Annotated in this window: 18 protein-coding genes; 7 read left to right on the forward strand and 11 right to left on the reverse strand. The window is 70.8% G+C overall.

Translation table 11 applies throughout. From position 1 onward, the window contains the following. Positions 1 to 19: 19 nt before the first annotated feature. The gene (locus tag ACIGXP_RS04215; protein ID WP_399763817.1) at positions 20 to 1,411 is read right to left on the reverse strand and encodes an FAD-binding protein; all 1,392 of its coding nucleotides are present in this window, start codon (positions 1,409 to 1,411) and stop codon (positions 20 to 22) included. A gap of 116 nt (positions 1,412 to 1,527) precedes the next feature. Between ACIGXP_RS04215 and ACIGXP_RS04220 the strand changes: the two genes are divergently transcribed. After that, entirely contained in the window at positions 1,528 to 2,448 is a 921-nt protein-coding gene (locus ACIGXP_RS04220; protein ID WP_399763820.1) for a YihY/virulence factor BrkB family protein, read from the forward strand. Here the strand turns inward: ACIGXP_RS04220 and ACIGXP_RS04225 are convergent. Further along, positions 2,396 to 3,631 (reverse strand): D-alanyl-D-alanine carboxypeptidase family protein, encoded by a 1,236-nt coding sequence (locus ACIGXP_RS04225; RefSeq protein WP_399763823.1) that lies wholly within the window; start codon positions 3,629 to 3,631, stop codon positions 2,396 to 2,398. The genes ACIGXP_RS04220 and ACIGXP_RS04225 overlap by 53 nt on opposite strands. 91 nt (positions 3,632 to 3,722) lie before the next feature. On the opposite strand from ACIGXP_RS04225, the gene ACIGXP_RS04230 reads away from it, so the two are divergent. Then, positions 3,723 to 3,962: an SCO4848 family membrane protein gene (locus tag ACIGXP_RS04230; RefSeq protein WP_351238855.1), complete on the forward strand. Its 240-nt coding sequence runs from the start codon at positions 3,723 to 3,725 to the stop codon at positions 3,960 to 3,962. 208 nt (positions 3,963 to 4,170) lie between these two features. After that, positions 4,171 to 5,730: an ABC transporter substrate-binding protein gene (locus ACIGXP_RS04235; protein WP_399763828.1), complete on the forward strand. Its 1,560-nt coding sequence runs from the start codon at positions 4,171 to 4,173 to the stop codon at positions 5,728 to 5,730. 6 nt (positions 5,731 to 5,736) lie between these two features. Here the strand turns inward: ACIGXP_RS04235 and ACIGXP_RS04240 are convergent, their stop codons facing one another. The 9 genes from ACIGXP_RS04240 to ACIGXP_RS04280 all read right to left on the reverse strand — a co-directional run bounded on the left by ACIGXP_RS04240 (position 5,737) and on the right by ACIGXP_RS04280 (position 12,230). After that, the gene (locus ACIGXP_RS04240; protein WP_399763830.1) at positions 5,737 to 6,504 is read right to left on the reverse strand and encodes a TetR/AcrR family transcriptional regulator; all 768 of its coding nucleotides are present in this window, start codon (positions 6,502 to 6,504) and stop codon (positions 5,737 to 5,739) included. Positions 6,505 to 6,537: 33 nt separating this feature from the next. After that, the gene (locus ACIGXP_RS04245; RefSeq protein WP_399763833.1) at positions 6,538 to 7,032 is read right to left on the reverse strand and encodes a thiol-disulfide oxidoreductase DCC family protein; all 495 of its coding nucleotides are present in this window, start codon (positions 7,030 to 7,032) and stop codon (positions 6,538 to 6,540) included. 14 nt (positions 7,033 to 7,046) lie between these two features. Beyond that, positions 7,047 to 7,454, reverse strand: coding sequence for a hypothetical protein (locus tag ACIGXP_RS04250; protein ID WP_363214812.1), 408 nt, complete (start codon positions 7,452 to 7,454; stop codon positions 7,047 to 7,049). Between the two features lie 94 nt (positions 7,455 to 7,548). Beyond that, the gene (locus ACIGXP_RS04255) at positions 7,549 to 7,959 is read right to left on the reverse strand and encodes a VOC family protein (RefSeq protein WP_363214813.1); all 411 of its coding nucleotides are present in this window, start codon (positions 7,957 to 7,959) and stop codon (positions 7,549 to 7,551) included. 111 nt (positions 7,960 to 8,070) lie between these two features. Continuing rightward, positions 8,071 to 8,850: a succinate dehydrogenase iron-sulfur subunit gene (locus tag ACIGXP_RS04260; protein WP_363214814.1), complete on the reverse strand. Its 780-nt coding sequence runs from the start codon at positions 8,848 to 8,850 to the stop codon at positions 8,071 to 8,073. Then, entirely contained in the window at positions 8,850 to 10,604 is a 1,755-nt protein-coding gene (sdhA, locus tag ACIGXP_RS04265) for a succinate dehydrogenase flavoprotein subunit (protein WP_363214815.1), read from the reverse strand. The genes ACIGXP_RS04260 and sdhA overlap by 1 nt, the downstream gene beginning before the upstream one ends. Positions 10,605 to 10,623: 19 nt before the next feature. After that, positions 10,624 to 11,103 carry a succinate dehydrogenase hydrophobic membrane anchor subunit gene (locus tag ACIGXP_RS04270; RefSeq protein ID WP_360081382.1) on the reverse strand — a complete coding sequence of 160 codons (480 nt, stop codon included), beginning with the start codon at positions 11,101 to 11,103 and terminating at the stop codon, positions 10,624 to 10,626. A gap of 5 nt (positions 11,104 to 11,108) precedes the next feature. Then, a complete protein-coding gene (gene sdhC / locus ACIGXP_RS04275; RefSeq protein WP_079161351.1) occupies positions 11,109 to 11,489 on the reverse strand; it encodes a succinate dehydrogenase, cytochrome b556 subunit in 381 nt (126 codons plus the stop codon). 192 nt (positions 11,490 to 11,681) lie between these two features. Further along, the gene (locus ACIGXP_RS04280) at positions 11,682 to 12,230 is read right to left on the reverse strand and encodes a 2-oxo-4-hydroxy-4-carboxy-5-ureidoimidazoline decarboxylase (protein ID WP_399763841.1); all 549 of its coding nucleotides are present in this window, start codon (positions 12,228 to 12,230) and stop codon (positions 11,682 to 11,684) included. Between the two features lie 154 nt (positions 12,231 to 12,384). Here ACIGXP_RS04280 and ACIGXP_RS04285 point away from each other — a divergent pair, with 154 nt between their 5' ends. The 4 genes from ACIGXP_RS04285 (at position 12,385) to ACIGXP_RS04300 (ending at position 16,043) form a co-directional block, all read left to right on the forward strand. Beyond that, the gene (locus ACIGXP_RS04285; protein WP_399763843.1) at positions 12,385 to 14,049 is read left to right on the forward strand and encodes a glycoside hydrolase family 20 protein; all 1,665 of its coding nucleotides are present in this window, start codon (positions 12,385 to 12,387) and stop codon (positions 14,047 to 14,049) included. A gap of 92 nt (positions 14,050 to 14,141) precedes the next feature. Then, positions 14,142 to 14,705, forward strand: a complete 564-nt coding sequence (locus ACIGXP_RS04290) for a hypothetical protein (protein WP_363218666.1) — start codon at positions 14,142 to 14,144, stop codon at positions 14,703 to 14,705. A 197-nt stretch (positions 14,706 to 14,902) separates the two neighbouring features. Beyond that, positions 14,903 to 15,289 (forward strand): hypothetical protein, encoded by a 387-nt coding sequence (locus tag ACIGXP_RS04295; RefSeq protein ID WP_399764825.1) that lies wholly within the window; start codon positions 14,903 to 14,905, stop codon positions 15,287 to 15,289. Between the two features lie 145 nt (positions 15,290 to 15,434). Beyond that, entirely contained in the window at positions 15,435 to 16,043 is a 609-nt protein-coding gene (locus ACIGXP_RS04300; protein ID WP_399764826.1) for an RNA polymerase sigma factor, read from the forward strand. The last annotated feature ends 44 nt before the right edge of the window (positions 16,044 to 16,087 follow it).

Genomic DNA, 16,087 nt, shown 5'->3' on the forward strand with positions numbered 1-16,087 from the left:
TCTTGAGGCGCGCAGCCGGCTAGAGCCCGAGCCGGCGGGCGAGGTCGGAGACGAACACTCCGCGCGGGTCCAGCCGGGTGCGCAGCGCGCGGAAGTCGGCCACGCGCGGATACATGGCGGCGAGCAGGCCGGGGCGGAGCCGCGCGTCCCCGGCGAGGCGGATACGGCCGCCGGCCGCGGTGATCTCCTCGTCGAGGTCGTCGAGGAAGGCGGCGAGTCCGGGCAGCCCGGCCGGCACGTCCAGGGCGAGGGTCCAGCCGGGCAGGGGGAAGGAGAGCCAGCCGGCGTCCGCGTCCCCGAGGGGCCGCAGGACGGCCTGGAAGGACGGGCAGCGGTGTGCGGCCAGGCGCCGCACGATCCGGTGCAGGGTCTCCTCCTGGCCGTGGCCGACGGCGAACTCGTAGCGCACCCGGCCGGCGCGGCCGTGCGGGCGGTTCCCGAGCGGGACGTGGGGGAGGGTGTCCGCGGGGCCGAAGACGGCGGACAGCGGCCGGAGTTGGCCGGTACGCGCGCGTGGCGCCGCCGTGTGGTACCGGATCCCGCCCAGCAGGCCGGCGGCGGTACGGCCGAGGAGACCGCCGGGGAGGCCGCCGAAGGCACCACTCGGGACGAGGGCGGGGACGAGGGCGGGAATGCGGGAGTGGACGAGGGCGGGGGCGGTCGGGATGCGGCGCGCGCGGTGGGACAGCGGGTGCCGCCACGCGCGCGTGCCCGCGCGGAGGCCGTCGAGCGGGGTGTGGTCGGCGCGGGTGAGGACGGCGCGTCCGGTGGCCGCGCCCCGGGCCGTCAGGTCGATCCGGGCGGCGCAGTAGCGCGCGCGGTGGCCGTCGGCGGTCAGCCGGGCCAGCAGGTCGTCGAGGTCGGTGGCGCGTTCGGTGGCGACTGTCAGATACGCCGTCTGCACCGGCAGCAGCCGGATCGTGGCCGTCAGGATCACCCCGGTCAGGCCCATGCCGCCGGCGGTCGCCTCGAACAGCTCGGTGCCCGGCTTGACCGCGTGGACCTCGCCGTCGGCGGTCAGCAGCTCCACGGACAGCACATGGCGGGAGAAGGACCCGCAGACGTGATGGCTGTCGCCGTGGAGGTCGGCGCCGATCGCCCCGCCGACGGTCACCGGGCCGGTGGCGGCGGCGACCGGCACGAACCAGCCGAGCGGCAGCAGGAGTTCGGTCAGCCGGTGCAGCAGGACACCGGCGCCGCACAGCACGATGCCCTCGTCGGCGTCGACGACATGGACGCGGTCGAGGCCGGTCGTGTCGAGGACGGTGCCGCCGGCGTTCCGGGCCGCGTCCCCGTGCGTCCGTGCCGGGCCGCCCCGGGCGACGACACCGCCCGCCCCGCAGGCGCGGACGGCTGCCGCGGCCTCCTCGTACGTCCGCGGGCGGATGACGGAAACCGTGTCTCCAGGCATGTCGGTGACCGTATCGCCCCGGTACGGGTGGTTAGTTACGGAACATTCGCCCGCTCCACACAATGGGGGATTAGTGGGATGTCATACGAGCGCGCCGGCAGGGGCAGGGACGGATCATGGACTGGCTGAAGAGACTCCCCGGCATCGGGCCGATCGTCACCCGCCTGATGGCCACGCACGCGTGGCGCTGCTACGAACGGCTGGACCGGGTGAAGTGGACGCGACTGGCCGCCGCCATGACGTTCGTCAGCTTCGTGGCGCTCTTCCCGCTGCTGACCGTGGCCGCCGCGATCAGTGCCGCCACGCTCAGCCCGGCCCGGCAGAAGACCGTCGAGCACAAGATCGCCGAACAGTTCCCGGGCGTCGTCTCCAGCCGGCTGGACCTCACCTCGCTGGTCGACAACGCCGGCACGGTCGGCGTCATCGCGGGCGCCGCGCTGCTGTTCACCGGCGTCGGCTGGGTCGGGCAGATGCGGGACTGCCTGCGGGCGGTGTGGGAGCTGCCGGACCAGCAGCAGAACCCGCTGGTGGCCAAGGCCAAGGACGCCGGCATCCTCCTCGGCCTCGGCGGCGCCCTGCTCGTCACCCTCGCCGCGTCCACGCTCGCGTCGGCCGCCGTCGGCCTGGTCTCGCGTGCGCTGGGCCTCGCCGAGCAGGGCTGGGGCAGTGTGCTGCTGCGGATCGCGGCGTTCGCCGTCGCCGTGCTCGCCGACTTCCTGGTCCTGCTCTACGTCCTGACCCTGCTGCCGGGGGTCGAGCCGCCGCGCCGCCGCCTGCTGGTGGCCGCGCTGCTCGGCGCGGTCGGCTTCGAACTGCTGAAGCTGCTGCTCAGCGGCTATATCCAGGGGGTGGCCGCGAAGAGCATGTACGGCGCGTTCGGCGTGCCCGTGGCGCTGCTGCTGTGGATCGACTTCACCGCGAGACTCGTCCTGTTCTGCGCCTCCTGGACGGCGACGCCGAGCACCGAGGCCGAACCCGCCGAGGTCAGGGACGGGTCCGGCGGCGCATCAGGTCCGGCAGCGGCCACCGGCGGTTGATCAGGAACGCCGCGCCCGCGAGCAGCACCAGCACGCCGCCCGTGATGGCTGCGGCGATGCCCACGCCGCGGGAGCCCGAGCGGGTGGTGGTTCCGGCCACCGGCCTGGAGCCGGAGCCGCCGGTCCCCGTGGACGGTCCGGCGGAGGCGCCGGCCCCGGACTGCGCGGGGCTCGGCGCGGCGCTCTTCGGCGGCACCAGCTCGCCCACCGGGCCGACCTTGCCGACCGCCTGGAAGCCCCAGTCGAACAGCTTCGCGGTCTCCTTGTAGACCTCGTTGTGCTCGTGCTTCTGCGGATTCATCACCGTGACCAGCAGCACCTTGCCGTTCCGCTCGGCGACGCCGGTGAAGGTGGCGCCCGCGTTGGTGGTGTTGCCGTTCTTCACCCCGGCGATGCCCTGGTAGACGGGCACGTCGGTGTCGCCGCTCAGCAGCCGGTTGGTATTGCGGATCTCACCGGACTCGAACTTCGCGCTGACGGTCGAGCAGTAGTCGCGGAAGTCCTTCTTCTGCAGCCCGGACCGGGCGAACAGCGTCAGGTCGTACGCCGACGACACCTGTCCCGGCTCGTCGTAGCCGTCCGGGGAGACGACATGGGTGTCCAGGGCCTGGAGCTCGTCGGCGTGGTTCTGCATGTCCTTGACGGTCTGCGCGACGCCCTGGTTCATCGCGGACAGCACATGCACGGCGTCGTTGCCCGAGCGCAGGAAGACACCGAGCCACAGGTCGTGGACGGTGTAGGCGTGGCCCTCCGTTATCCCGACCACGCTGGAGCCGGCGCCCACGCCCGCGAGGTCGGCCGGCGCGACCTTGTGCTCCATGGTCCTGGGGAACCTGGGCAGCAGGGTGTCCGCGAACAGCATCTTCAGTGTGCTGGCCGGGGGCAGCCGCCAGTGCGCGTTGTGCGCGGCGAGCACCTGCCCCGACTCCGCGTCGGAGACGATCCAGGAGCGGGCGGTGAGGTCCTTCGGCAGCACGGGCACACCCGGGGCCAGGTTCACCTGTGTGCCGGGCTGCCCGAGCCGCTCCCCGCCCACGGTGGACATGCGGGCCGGGGGCGTCGCCGACGGACTCGCCGGCGGGGCCGGGGCGGCGAGGGCGGCGGGCGCGGTGACGGACAGGGACAGCAGGGCGGCGGAGGTGACCAGCAGCGAGCGCCGGCCGGTCTTCTTCGGTGCGGGCACGGTCGAGAACGTACCTTTTGTCGGCCATGGAGTCCCATGACCCAGGTCACCCCCGACACGGAACCGGACAGCCGACGGTGATACTGGTGCCATGAAGCTCAGCCGCCCGGTCTCCTGGTTCCTGCTCGTTTTCGGGGTGTGGTCCTGGGTCATCTGGGTCACTTTCGTCAAGAACCTGGTCAAGGACAGCAGCGGACTCGCCTTCGACCACGGCCACCCGACCGCGTACTTCTGGGTGCACCTGCTGCTGGCGGTCGTTTCCTTCGTATGGGGGACGGTCATCGGAGTCATCGGGTTGCGCGGCCTGCGTGCACTGCGCCGGACGTCATAGCGCCCGTCGGCGGCAACCGCTCCCACGCCTGTGAAGGCCCTGTGAAACCCGGCGGAAACAAACGCCTCGGTAAGTTCTTGCTCATCTGGTCAGAAAGCCCTTCCCCCATCTGAAACAGGTGTGATTAGGTGAGCCGCGCCACTAGGGGAGTGGCGCAAACAGTGCTGGCCAGGGGTAGGGCTTTTGCAGGCCTGGGGAGGGCACCACCATGCGATCTGTTCGCATGCGCGTTCTCATGACACTGCTCGTGCTCGCGGTCGTGGGAATCGGCGGCTGGCAGCTGCTGCCGTCGCAACAGGACAAGAACAGGGCCATCAGGGTCGGTACGACGGACGCCGTCACGAACCTCGACCCGGCCGGTGCCTACGACGCCGGTTCCTGGGCCCTGTTCAGCAATGTCTTCCAGTCGCTGCTGACGTTCGAACCGGGCGGCGTCGAGCCGGTCCCGGACGCGGCGAAGAGCTGTGCCTTCCAGGGCGCCGGCCTGCGGACGTACCGGTGCACGCTGCGGTCCGGGATCACCTTCCCGAGCGGGCGCGCGATGACGGCCGAGGACGTGAAGTACTCCTTCGACCGCGTCAAGAGGATCAACTCCGATGTCGGCCCGTCGTCGCTGTTCGCCACGCTCGCCTCGGTGAGCGCCGACAACGCGACGACCGTCACCTTCCACCTGTCGTCCCCCGACGCCACCTTCCCGCTGAAGGTCGCCACGGGCGCCGGGGCGATCGTGGACAAGGACGCCTACCCGGCCGACTCCCTGCGCACCGGTACCGCGGTCGACGGCACGGGCCCGTACACCCTGGCCTCGTACACCAGGGGCCGGCAGGCCGAACTGAGGCCGAACGGGCGGTACGAGGGCTACCTCAGCGGCACCGGCCGTCCCATCGAGCTGCGTTACTACGCCGACTCGGCGAAACTCGACAGCGCCTGGAAGGCGGGCCAGGTGGACGTCGCCACCCGGGACCTGCCGCCGCACGTGCTCTCCCACCTCAACCCCAGCGACCCCAAGCAGCGCATCACCGAGTCCGACAGCGCCGAGACCCGCAACCTGTACCTCAACACCCGCGCGACCTCTCCGCTGCACGACGTGCGGGTGCGCCGCGCGATGGCCTGGCTGGTCAACCGCGAGGAGCTGGCCGCGACGGTCTACGAGGGCACGGTCGACCCGCTGTACTCGCTGATCCCGACCGGCATCACCGGCCACACCACCTCCTTCTTCGACGACTACCCGACGCAGAGCGTGCAGAAGGCGCGTGCGCTGCTCACCCAGGCCGGGGTGAGCCTGCCGGTGCGCTTCACCTTCGGCTACGGCAGGAACCGGGGCGCCGGTGAGGAGGAGGCCGCGGCGCTGAAGAAGCAGCTGGAGGCGGGCGGTCTGTTCAAGGTGGACGTCCAGGGGTACGAGTGGACCGACTTCCAGAAGCGCTGGGCCACCGGGAAGATCGACGCGTGGGCGGTCGGCTGGGTGGCCGACTATCCCGACCCGGACACCTTCGGCGCCGCGCTCGTCGGCACCGGCTCCACGATGAGCACCGGGTACAGCAACAAACTGGTCGACCATCTCATCCTGGACAGCCAGCAGTACCCCGACCGCAGCCGGGCCGCGGGCGACTTCAAGGACATCCAGGCGGACGTCGCCCGGGACGTTCCGCTGATCCCGCTGTGGCAGCGCAAGGAGTACGTGGTCGGCACCGAGGACGTGGGCGGCAGCCAGTACCTGGACGACGGCACGGGCGTGTTCCGCCTGTGGCGTCTGAACTGGATCTGACCGGGGTCACTCCTCGTCCTCGGGCCCCTTGCGCTCCTTGGGCCCCTTGGCCCGCGGGTCCGGCAGCGCCTTCGTCATGCCGGGCAGGAAGTCCGTGAACAGTTCATGGACCTCCAGGACCAGGGGGCGCAGCACACGGAAGCGGGCGAGCGCCACTCCGCGGGCGGTCAGCCGGGCGCCGCGCCGGGCGAGCCGGTAGCTGCGCTCGCGGTCCTCGGTGCGGTCGAAGATCCAGTACAGGACCAGCCCCATCTGGGAGAGCCACAGCAACTCCGGAAGGACGTCCCGCAGTTCGGGGGCGACCTTGGACTTCGAGCCGGCCAGCACCTCCCGGTGGACGCTGATGGCCTGCTCGCGGGCGTGTTCGCTCTCCGGTGAGAAGGGGCTGAGCGGGCTGTCGGGGTCGGCGGCGTTCTTGAAGAACTGCACGGCGAACTCGTGGTAGGGCCGGGCGATGTCGAGCCAGCGGGTCAGTACGCCGGCCAGCCGCGCCTCCAGGTCGGTCTCCCGGTCCAGGATCTCGCGGACCGCCGCCTGGTGCTCGGCGGCGATCCGGTCGTAGAAGCCCTGGATCAGGTGTTCCTTGCCCTCGAAGTAGTAGTAGGCGTTGCCTACGGAGACCCCGGCCTCCTTGGCGATGGCCCGCATGGTGGTCTTGTCGTACCCGCGCTCCTGGAACAACCGCATCGCGGTCTCCAGGATCAGCGCGCGGGTCTGCTCGGACTTGCTGCTGGGGGAGCCGGCCGTCTCGGGACCGTCGTTCTTCGCGGGCACGGTACAAGAGCCTAACGAGTGCGGCAAAGGACCCTAACGGGTGGCGCAGGAGCCGTCGGGGCAGGACGGCGGGTTGTAGCTCCAGCCGGTGCTCGGGTGGTACGACCACCCGTCCTGCCGCCGGTACGTCTGGTGCCCGCCCCACTGCGCGCCGCGCCACTTCGCCGCCGCCAGCACCGCCCCGCGGGCGAGCCGGGCGCCGGACGGGGTGCTCAGCCGGTGGGCGAGGGGCCGGTGCTCGCGCAGGGCCCACAGGACGACGATCCAGGCGCCGGCGCCCCGGTAGACCTGGCCGGAGTCGCCGACGACGGTGACCTCGTCGAGGGTGGCCGGGTGGTCGAGCCCGGGGAAGCGGGCCCGGGCCCGGTCGGAGCCCGCCGGCAGCAGCTCCAGCGGGACCAGCTGCGGCTGCCGCGCGAGCCAGTCCCGCAGATGCGTGCACAGGCCGCACTCGGCGTCGTACAGCACGGTCAGCCCGCGGAGGGCCGGGATGCCCCCCGTGGCGCCCCGGTCCTCCGCGGTGGTCATGCCGGTCACGGTGGTCACGCCCCGGCCGCCGGGGTGATCCACTCCTGCGGGGTGACCGGGGGCTGCTGCTCGCGCTCCATGATCCCGCGCCGGCGGATGCGGTTGAGGACGTACACATTGCCCAGGTGCATCACGCCGAGCACCAGCAGGACCACGCCCAGCTTGGTCGACAGCGCCTCGAAGATGCCGCGGGTGTCCTCGATCGTCTCGTCCCCGCTCAGATACAGCGCCACGAATCCGAGGTTGACCAGGTAGAAGCCGACGACCAGGAGGTGGTTGACGGCGTCCGCGAGCTTCTCGTTGCCGTGCAGCACGTCGGCGAGGAAGATCCGGCCGTTGCGGCTGAGCGTGCGGGCCACCCAGATGGTCAGCGCGATGCTGACGACCAGGTAGATGACGTAGGCGATGACGGTGCGGTCCATGCCCCACCCCTTCTTGAACGCGTTCAAAACGCTGACAGGGATGACTCTAGCCCCATTTTTGAACGTGTTCAACTCAAGAGTGGAGTCCTCCGGCTCACCAACGGCGGCCCAGTTCCGGGCGCTTGGTGTAGTCCGTGAAGCCGAGAACGTTGCCCCAGGGGTCGGCGATCTCCACGGTCCAGCCGGTGGCCGCGCGGAACACCTCGTCCAGCGGGGTGATGCCGGCCGCGGCCAGCTCCCGGGCCGCCGCCCGTGCGTCCGGCACCTCCAGCCAGATGCGCGACGAGGGCCAGGGCGGCGTCCGGTGCCCCAGTGCCTCCTCGGCGCGCAGCAGGATCCCGGGGGTCTCCGCGCCGACCCTCAGCAGCGCGATCCCGGCCTCGTCGAACCGGAACCCCACGGTGAACCCGGCCCGCTCGTAGAAGTCGACGGCCTCGCCGAGGTCACCGACGGGCAGCAGCACGTTGTCGAAACCGAGCAGTTCGTACGACTCTTTGTCTGACATGTCGTCAGATTAGAACCGCGGGTCGGTGAAACGCGACAAAAACGCCCGAGGGCCCCGCTTCCGGAGGATCGGAAGCAGGGCCCTCGGGCCGGATGCGGATGACCGGGAAGATCAGTAGCGGCGCGTGATGAGCGCGCGCTTCACTTCCTGGATCGCCTTGGTGACCTCGATACCGCGCGGGCAGGCGTCCGTGCAGTTGAAGGTCGTACGGCAACGCCACACACCGTCACGGTCGTTGAGGATCTCCAGGCGCTGCTCGCCCGCCTCGTCACGGCTGTCGAAGATGAAGCGGTGGGCGTTCACGATCGCGGCCGGACCGAAGTACTGGCCGTCGTTCCAGAACACCGGGCAGGACGACGTGCACGCGGCGCACAGGATGCACTTGGTGGTGTCGTCGAAGCGCTCGCGGTCCTCGGCGGACTGCAGCCGCTCACGGGTCGGCTCGTTCGTGTCCTTGGTGACCAGGAACGGCATGACGTCCCGGTACGCCTGGAAGAACGGCTCCATGTCCACGACCAGGTCCTTCAGGACCGTCAGGCCCTTGATGGGCTCGATCGTGATCGGCTTCTCGGGGTTGATGTCCTTGATCAGCGTCTTGCAGGCAAGGCGGTTCTTGCCGTTGATCCGCATCGCGTCCGAGCCGCAGATGCCGTGCGCGCACGAGCGGCGGAAGGTGAGGGTGCCGTCGACGTCCCACTTGATCTTGTGGAGGCCGTCGAGGACACGCTCCTTCGGGTCGATCTCCAGCTGGAAGTCTTCCCAGGCCGCCTCCGCCGAGACCTCCGGGTTGAACCGGCGGATCCGGAAGGTGACCGTGATGTAGGGGGAGTCGGCGAAACCGGGCTCGGGCCGGCCGGCCGCGTCCGCCTTGTCCAGAACAGGGGTAGCCATCAGTACTTACGCTCCATCGGCTGGTAGCGGGTCTGGACGACCGGCTTGTAGTCGAGACGGACGGTTTCCGAGCCGTCGGCGCCGACCTCGCGGTACGCCATGGTGTGGCGCATGAAGTTGACGTCGTCGCGGTTCGGGTAGTCCTCGCGGTAGTGACCGCCGCGGGACTCCTTGCGGGCCAGCGCCGAGACGGCCATGACCTCGGCCAGGTCCAGCAGGTTGCCCAGCTCGATGGCCTCCAGCAGGTCGGTGTTGAACCGCTTGCCCTTGTCCTGGATCGCCACGTTCTTGTAGCGCTCGCGCAGCTCGGCGATCTTCTCGACGGCCGTCTTGATCGTCTGCTCGGTGCGGAACACCATGACGTTGGCGTCCATGGTCTCCTGCAGCTCACGGCGCAGGGTGGCCACCCGCTCGTTGCCGGTGGAGTTGCGCAGCTGCTCGATCTGCTCGACGACGAACGTCTCCGGGCCCTCCGGCAGCTCGACGAAGTCGGCCTTCGCCGAGTACTCGGCGGCGGCGATGCCCGCACGGCGGCCGAAGACGTTGATGTCCAGCAGCGAGTTGGTGCCGAGGCGGTTGGCGCCGTGCACGGAGACGCAGGCGACCTCGCCGGCCGCGTACAGACCCGGCACGACGGTGGTGTTGTCCGCCAGGACCTCACCCTCGACGTTCGTCGGGATGCCGCCCATCGCGTAGTGCGCGGTCGGCTGGATCGGGATCGGGTCCGTGTACGGCTCGATACCGAGGTAGGTGCGCGCGAACTCGGTGATGTCCGGGAGCTTGGCGTCCAGCTGCTCCGGCGGCAGGTGCGTGAGGTCCAGGTAGACGTGGTCGCCCTCGGGACCGCAGCCGCGGCCCTCGCGGATCTCCGTGTAGATGGAGCGGGACACGACGTCACGGGACGCCAGGTCCTTCATGACGGGAGCGTACTTCTCCATGAAGCGCTCGCCGTCCTTGTTGCGCAGGATGCCGCCCTCGCCGCGGGCACCCTCGGTGAGCAGGATGCCCATGCGCCAGATGCCGGTCGGGTGGAACTGGAAGAACTCCATGTCCTCCAGCGGCAGGCCCCGGCGGTAGACGGCGGCCTGGCCGTCACCGGTGAGGGTGTGCGCGTTGGAGGTCACCTTGAAGAACTTGCCGCAGCCGCCGGAGGCGTAGATGACGGCCTTCGCCTGGAAGATGTGGATCTCACCGGTCGCCAGCTCGTAGGCGACGACACCGGCCGAGTGCTTGACGCCGTCGACCTCGGTGATCAGCTGGTCCAGGACGTAGAACTCGTTGAAGAACTCCACGCCCTCCTTGACGCAGTTCTGGTACAGCGTCTGGAGGATCATGTGGCCGGTGCGGTCCGCGGCGTAGCAGGACCGGCGGACCGGGGCCTCGCCGTGGTTGCGGCTGTGACCGCCGAAGCGGCGCTGGTCGATGGTGCCGTCCTTGGTGCGGTTGAACGGCAGGCCCATCTTCTCCAGGTCGAGGACGGCGTCGATGGCCTCCTTCGCCAGGATCTCGGCGGCGTCCTGGTCGACCAGGTAGTCACCGCCCTTGACCGTGTCGAAGGTGTGCCACTCCCAGTTGTCCTCCTCCACGTTGGCCAGCGCTGCGGCCATACCGCCCTGCGCGGCGCCCGTGTGGGAGCGGGTGGGGTAGAGCTTGGTCAGCACGGCGGTGCGGCTGCGCTTCGTCGCCTCGATGGCGGCGCGCATGCCCGCGCCACCGGCGCCGACGATGACGGTGTCGTACTTGTGGATCTTCATGATTCTCGCAGCCCCGTGCCTAGCGGATGTTCGGGTCGAAGGTGAAGATCACCAGCGTGCCCAGCAGGATGGTCCACACCGTGGCGGTGTACAGCAGGGCCTTCAGCCACATGCGGGAGCTCGCGCGCTCCGCGTAGTCGTTGATGACCGTGCGCAGGCCGTTGGCGCCGTGCAGCATCGCGAGCCACAGCATCAGCAGGTCCCAGACCTGCCACCACGGGGAGGCCCAGCGGCCGGCCACGAAGGCGAAGCCGATCTTGGAGACACCGCCGTCCAGCACGAGCTGGATCAGCAGGTGGCCGAGGACCAGGACGACCAGCACGATGCCGGACAGGCGCATGAACAGCCAGGCGGCCAGCTCGAAGTTGCCCCGGGTCGACTTCGGGGTCTTCTTGGTGCGCTTGCGCGGCGCCTCGATCAGCGGGGCCGGGTTGTCGACGTCGTAGGCGGCTCCCTCGACGGGGCCGACGCCGGACGCGGTGGTTTCAGTGGTCGACATCGGCGTCAGCTCCCAAAGAGAACGCGGGCGGCGTGGCCGAGGACCGGGTAGACCGCGCCGGCCATCAGGACGACCCAGACACCCATCACGGTCCAGAACATCTGCTTCTGGTAGCGCGGGCCCTTCGACCAGAAGTCGACGGCGATGACGCGCAGGCCGTTGAGCGCGTGGAAGAGGATGGCGGCGACGAGGCCGTACTCCAGCAGCGCGACGATCGGCGTCTTGTACGTGGCTACGACCTTGTCGTAGTCCTCGGGGGAGACACGCACGAGAGCGGTGTCCAGCACGTGAACGAACAGGAAGAAGAAGATGAGGACGCCGGTGACTCGGTGAGCCACCCAGGACCACATTCCTTCCCGGCCGCGGTACAGCGTTCCAGCCGGCACGGAAGAACCCTCCGGGAGCGGGGACTAGGGCCGCGCCGGCTTCACTGTCGGTCGGGCCCGGCCGGGTACGGTCCACCGGCCCTCAGCATCGTAGCGAGACGCTGCGCTGTGCCTTACGGGGGGCCTCCCGGTGTGATCAAACTGGCACCGGATGGGTTAGGGGCCGTGCGGCTGCCGGGGTGGTATGAGCGGTTATGTGCCGTGTGCGGGTGCGTTGTAGCTGGTCGCACAGTTCCCCGCGCCCCCGAGGCAGGTGTCCAGCCTGCCTCGGGCGAGGCGCCGTAGCTCCTCTGCCGCGATCACCCGCTCCTCCTCCGGATCGTTCGCCAATCGTGATCGGATCGCCTCCAGGATGCGGTCGATGGCCTCGTCCGGGTGAGTGTCGCCCAGATAGATGACGAACGCGTGTCCGAATCGGGCCTCATAGGCCGCGTGGGCCGCGCTCAGAGCCATGTGGGCCGCCGAGTAGGTGCCCTCGGGCAGGTCGGGAAGTGACTCGCCCGCCAGGGCCTCCGCCAGATCCGCCGGCGACAGGTCGTATGCCGCCTCGTCCGCCGCCGCCAGGAGGGAGTCCAGGTCGGGGTAGGGGCGGTGGTCCGCGAGGCGGTGCGACCAGCGCAGGCTGCCCAGGCAGCGCAGCAGGAGGGCGCGGGCCTCGTCGCCGGGGGCGCTGTTGAAGGCGTCGAGGGGCGTGGGGAGATACGGAAGGCGGTGGGCGGGCAGCGTGGGTCCTCGCGTCACATGTGGCGTGGCAGGGGATGCTGTGAAAGGTGTGTCGTCAGGTTATCGAGAGTGGTCACTGTGTGTCCGTGCGATGCCTGAAATTCACTCGGACGGGAGAGTTTCAGAGCGACTCGGTGACGAAGGAAGCGCCGATCGGTCGTACGTTGGCAGGGTGACCCAGCACAAGCGCCGTGGTTCGGCGCAGCAGGTGATACGGAAACGGACGGTGGTGGCCGCCGCCTTCGTCGGGACCGTCGCGCTCGGTACGGGCGTCGGCGTATGGGCCTCGGCGGGCGGGGGCGGCGGGCAGCCGGAAGGGGGTGCGCGACAGCAGTCGTCGTCCGGCCGGGTGGCCGGCAGCGCCTCCAGCGGTGCGGCCACGCCCTCGGCGAGTCCGCGGCCCAGCCGGTCCTATGCGCTGTCGCAGGCGCCGCGCACGATACCCGCGGTGCGCTCGCACGCTCCGGCGCGCGGGCCCGGCTGGAAGCCGCAGAAGGCGGACCGGGTGGTGATCAGCGACGCGGAGCTGGCCGACGAGGGACGGCTGATAGCCGGGGAGCTGGGGATCGGCTACGCGGGCCAGAAGGACGACGTGCGGGCGGGGGACGTCCGGCTCGCGCTCGGCGGCGGGGGCGGGAACCAGGAGTCGTACACGATGACCGTCCGTGACGGGCGGGTGGACATCAGCGGTCCCGGCGAGGCCGGTGTCTTCTACGGCACCCGCACGCTGAAGCAGGAGGTCCACGGCGGCGGTACGGCGCCCGAGGGCGTCGTGCGGGACGCGCCCGCCAAACCGGTGCGCGGGTTCATGCTGGACATCGCCCGCAAACCGTTCAGCGAATCCTGGATCGAGGACCGAATACGGGAGCTGGGGGACCTGAAGTTCAACGAGCTGGGACTGCACTTCTCCGACGACCAGGCGTTCCGCATCGAGTCCAGCACCCATCCCGAGATCGTCTCCCCGGACCATCTGACCAAGGCGCAGGTCAAGAGGATCGTGGGGCTGGCGAACAGCCGGCACATCACCGTCGTCCCCGAGATCGACTCGCCCGGACACCTGGGCGCCGTCCTCGCCGCCCACCCGGACCTCCAGCTGCGCAACGCGAGCGGGATCGCGACCAAGGGGGCCATCGACATCTCCAAGCCCGCCTCCGCGAAGATCGTCGACGACCTGCTGAACGAGTACGCGGGGCTGTTCACCGGCAACCAGTGGCACCTCGGCGGCGACGAGTACCAGGCGCTGACCGTGAAGAACGCGCAGGCGTCCTATCCGCAGCTCGCCGCGGCGGCCCGGCAGAAGTACGGCTCCGGCGGCACCGTCGCCGACCTCGCCACCGGCTGGCTGAACGACCGGGCCGGCACCGTCCGCGCCCACGGCAAGACCGTGCGGGCCTGGAACGACGGCTTCTACCGCGGGACCTCCGTGCAGGCCGCGAAGGACCTGCAGGCCGCCTACTGGACCGGCAAGGAGCTCGGTGCCCGGCAGCCCGTGGAGTACCTGAGCGCGGGGCGGAAGGTGCTCAACTACAACGACGAGTTCCTCTACTACGTGCTCGGTCAGCCGCAGACCTTCGTGTACCCGACCGGACAGCGGATCTACGAGCAGTGGAACCCCCGGGTGCTGCGCGGCACGAGCGCCGTACCGGCGGGTTACGACGGGCAGATCCTCGGCGGCTCCTTCGCGGTGTGGTGCGACTTCCCGAACGCGCAGACGGAGGCGCAGGTGGCGGCCGGGATCCGGATGCCGCTGCGGGCCACCGTGCAGAAGCTGTGGGACCCGGGCAGGCCCGCGCTGTCCTGGACCGACTTCCGGAATCTCGCGAACCGGCTTGGCTGAAAACATCCGCTGTGACACTCCCGCGCCGTTGCACGCAGTAAGGGGAAGTGCGGGCTCCGTATGGGGCGGCGCCCTGGCAAGGGAGACATTTCATGAGCCTGGTGGAACTGATCGCACAGGCCGACGAACGGGGACTGGCGGCCAGCGGGTTGGCTTGTCTGGATCGGTGCCTGCCTCTGCTCGGCGCCGACGACGAGCTGCTGCGCCCCCTGTGGGCGAGCCTCGCCGACGGCTCCGGCTGGGGTGCAAGCCTGGAGAAGGCCCGCGGGGCGCTCGGTGCCGAGGAGTCCGACGACGACGAGGTCGCGCGGCTGGTCCGCCGCATGCTGCAGGCGGTCCCGGCCGAGCGCACCGCCGACGCGGTGCGGCCCTGGGCCGACGCCTGCTCGGTTGCCGCGCTGCGGATACACCGGCTGCTGGATCCGGCGGCGGACGGCACGGAGGCGGGGGACGGACTGGACGCCGGGCGCGCGGGAGACACGGCCGACCTGCCTCCGCTGGTCGCGGCGGAGCTGCGGCGGCAGACGGCGGTGCTGGAACTGCTGGCCGAGCACGGCCCGCACGGCCTTCGCCGCGCGCTGGATCTGTCGATCGAGGGGCGGCGGGTGCTGCGGGCCGTGGTGTCACGGCGGGCGCGCAACGAGTCCGGTGCCTGAGAGGCGCACCGGCGGGCGGTACGAGGCGGGCGACGGACCCGCACCGGCTCTGCGGCGTTCAAACCCCCTGGCTGCGCGAGTCCTGTGACCGTCGTGCGGTCGGCGTGGGGTAGTTCTGCGGTGGTTGCCGCAACCGTACTGAACGGCGTGACAGTCGGCCGGAGACGGCCGCTTTCCCCTATGTGACAACCCAGTACCTGACAGCACAGCAGGAGACCAGGCCGCCCGCCGCGGCGAAGCCCGTGCGGTGGGCCGCGGACACCGTGGCGACGATGCGCGAAGGCGCCCGGGTACGGCTCGACTACTCGGCGCAGAGCCTGTGGCGGGTCGACCGGATGATCGAGGAGATAAGCCGTGAGGGACCGCCGTACGCCGCTGTCGAGAGCGTGCTGCGCGGCTTCGGCGCCTACGCCGGTGAGGTGATCGTCCGCCAGACCGGCGCCGAGTGGTGGGCGACCGGCGGCGACCACTGGGTGCGCACCCCCGACGGCAAACTCTGGGACCCCATCGACGAGGCCCGGCGCGTCTACGGCGGCAGCGGCTCGCTGCGCCTGCTGTGCCGGGACGCGACGAGCTCCCGCTGACCGCGAGGACCCCGGCTCCCACTCCTGTGACACTTCTGCGCGGCGCGGCGCAGATCATCGTGGAGGCGGGGACACGGCCTGAGCGTGTCGGACCGTGAGGGACGCGCCACGCAGTGGCCATGAACTCGGCACGAACGAGGACGTCTTGGGCCAGGGAGGGGAACCCCGGCGCCCGCAGCCGCGGGACCGGGAGCTGGGCGAGGCCGTCGCGCGCGCCCAGCAGGGCGACGAGGCCGCCTTCGCGGTGGCCTACCGGATCGTGCAGCCCGGCCTGCTGGGCTTTCTCCGCGGCCTCGTCGGCGAGGACGCGGAGGACGTGGCCGCCGACGCCTGGCTGCAGATCGCCCGCGACCTCGGCAGGTTCCAGGGCGACGGCGCCGGCTTCCGCGGCTGGACCGCGACCATCGCCCGGCACCGGGCCCTGGACCAGCTGCGCCGCCGGCGGATACGGCCCCGGGCCGCGCCGCTGGAACAGGACGTGCTGGAGCTGCCCGGCCGGCACAGCACCCACGACGAGGCCCTGGAGTCGCTGTCCACGCAGCGGGCGCTGGAACTGGTGCGCGGACTGCCGCGCGACCAGGCCGAGGCGGTGCTGCTGCGGGTGGTCGTCGGCCTCGACGGCCCGGCCGCCGCACGCGTCCTCGGCAAGCGCCCCGGCGCCGTCCGCACGGCCGCGCACCGCGGGCTGAAGCGCCTCGCCCGGCACCTGGGCGCCGGGAGCGCGGCGGACGAGGACAGGAACGGGCATGCGTGAACGGGGTCGCGGAACCTCGCCCCTGCCGGTGGACGCCGTCCGGG

Source organism: Streptomyces sp. NPDC053069 (genome assembly GCF_044546895.1).
In the GTDB taxonomy this organism is placed as follows: domain Bacteria; phylum Actinomycetota; class Actinomycetes; order Streptomycetales; family Streptomycetaceae; genus Streptomyces.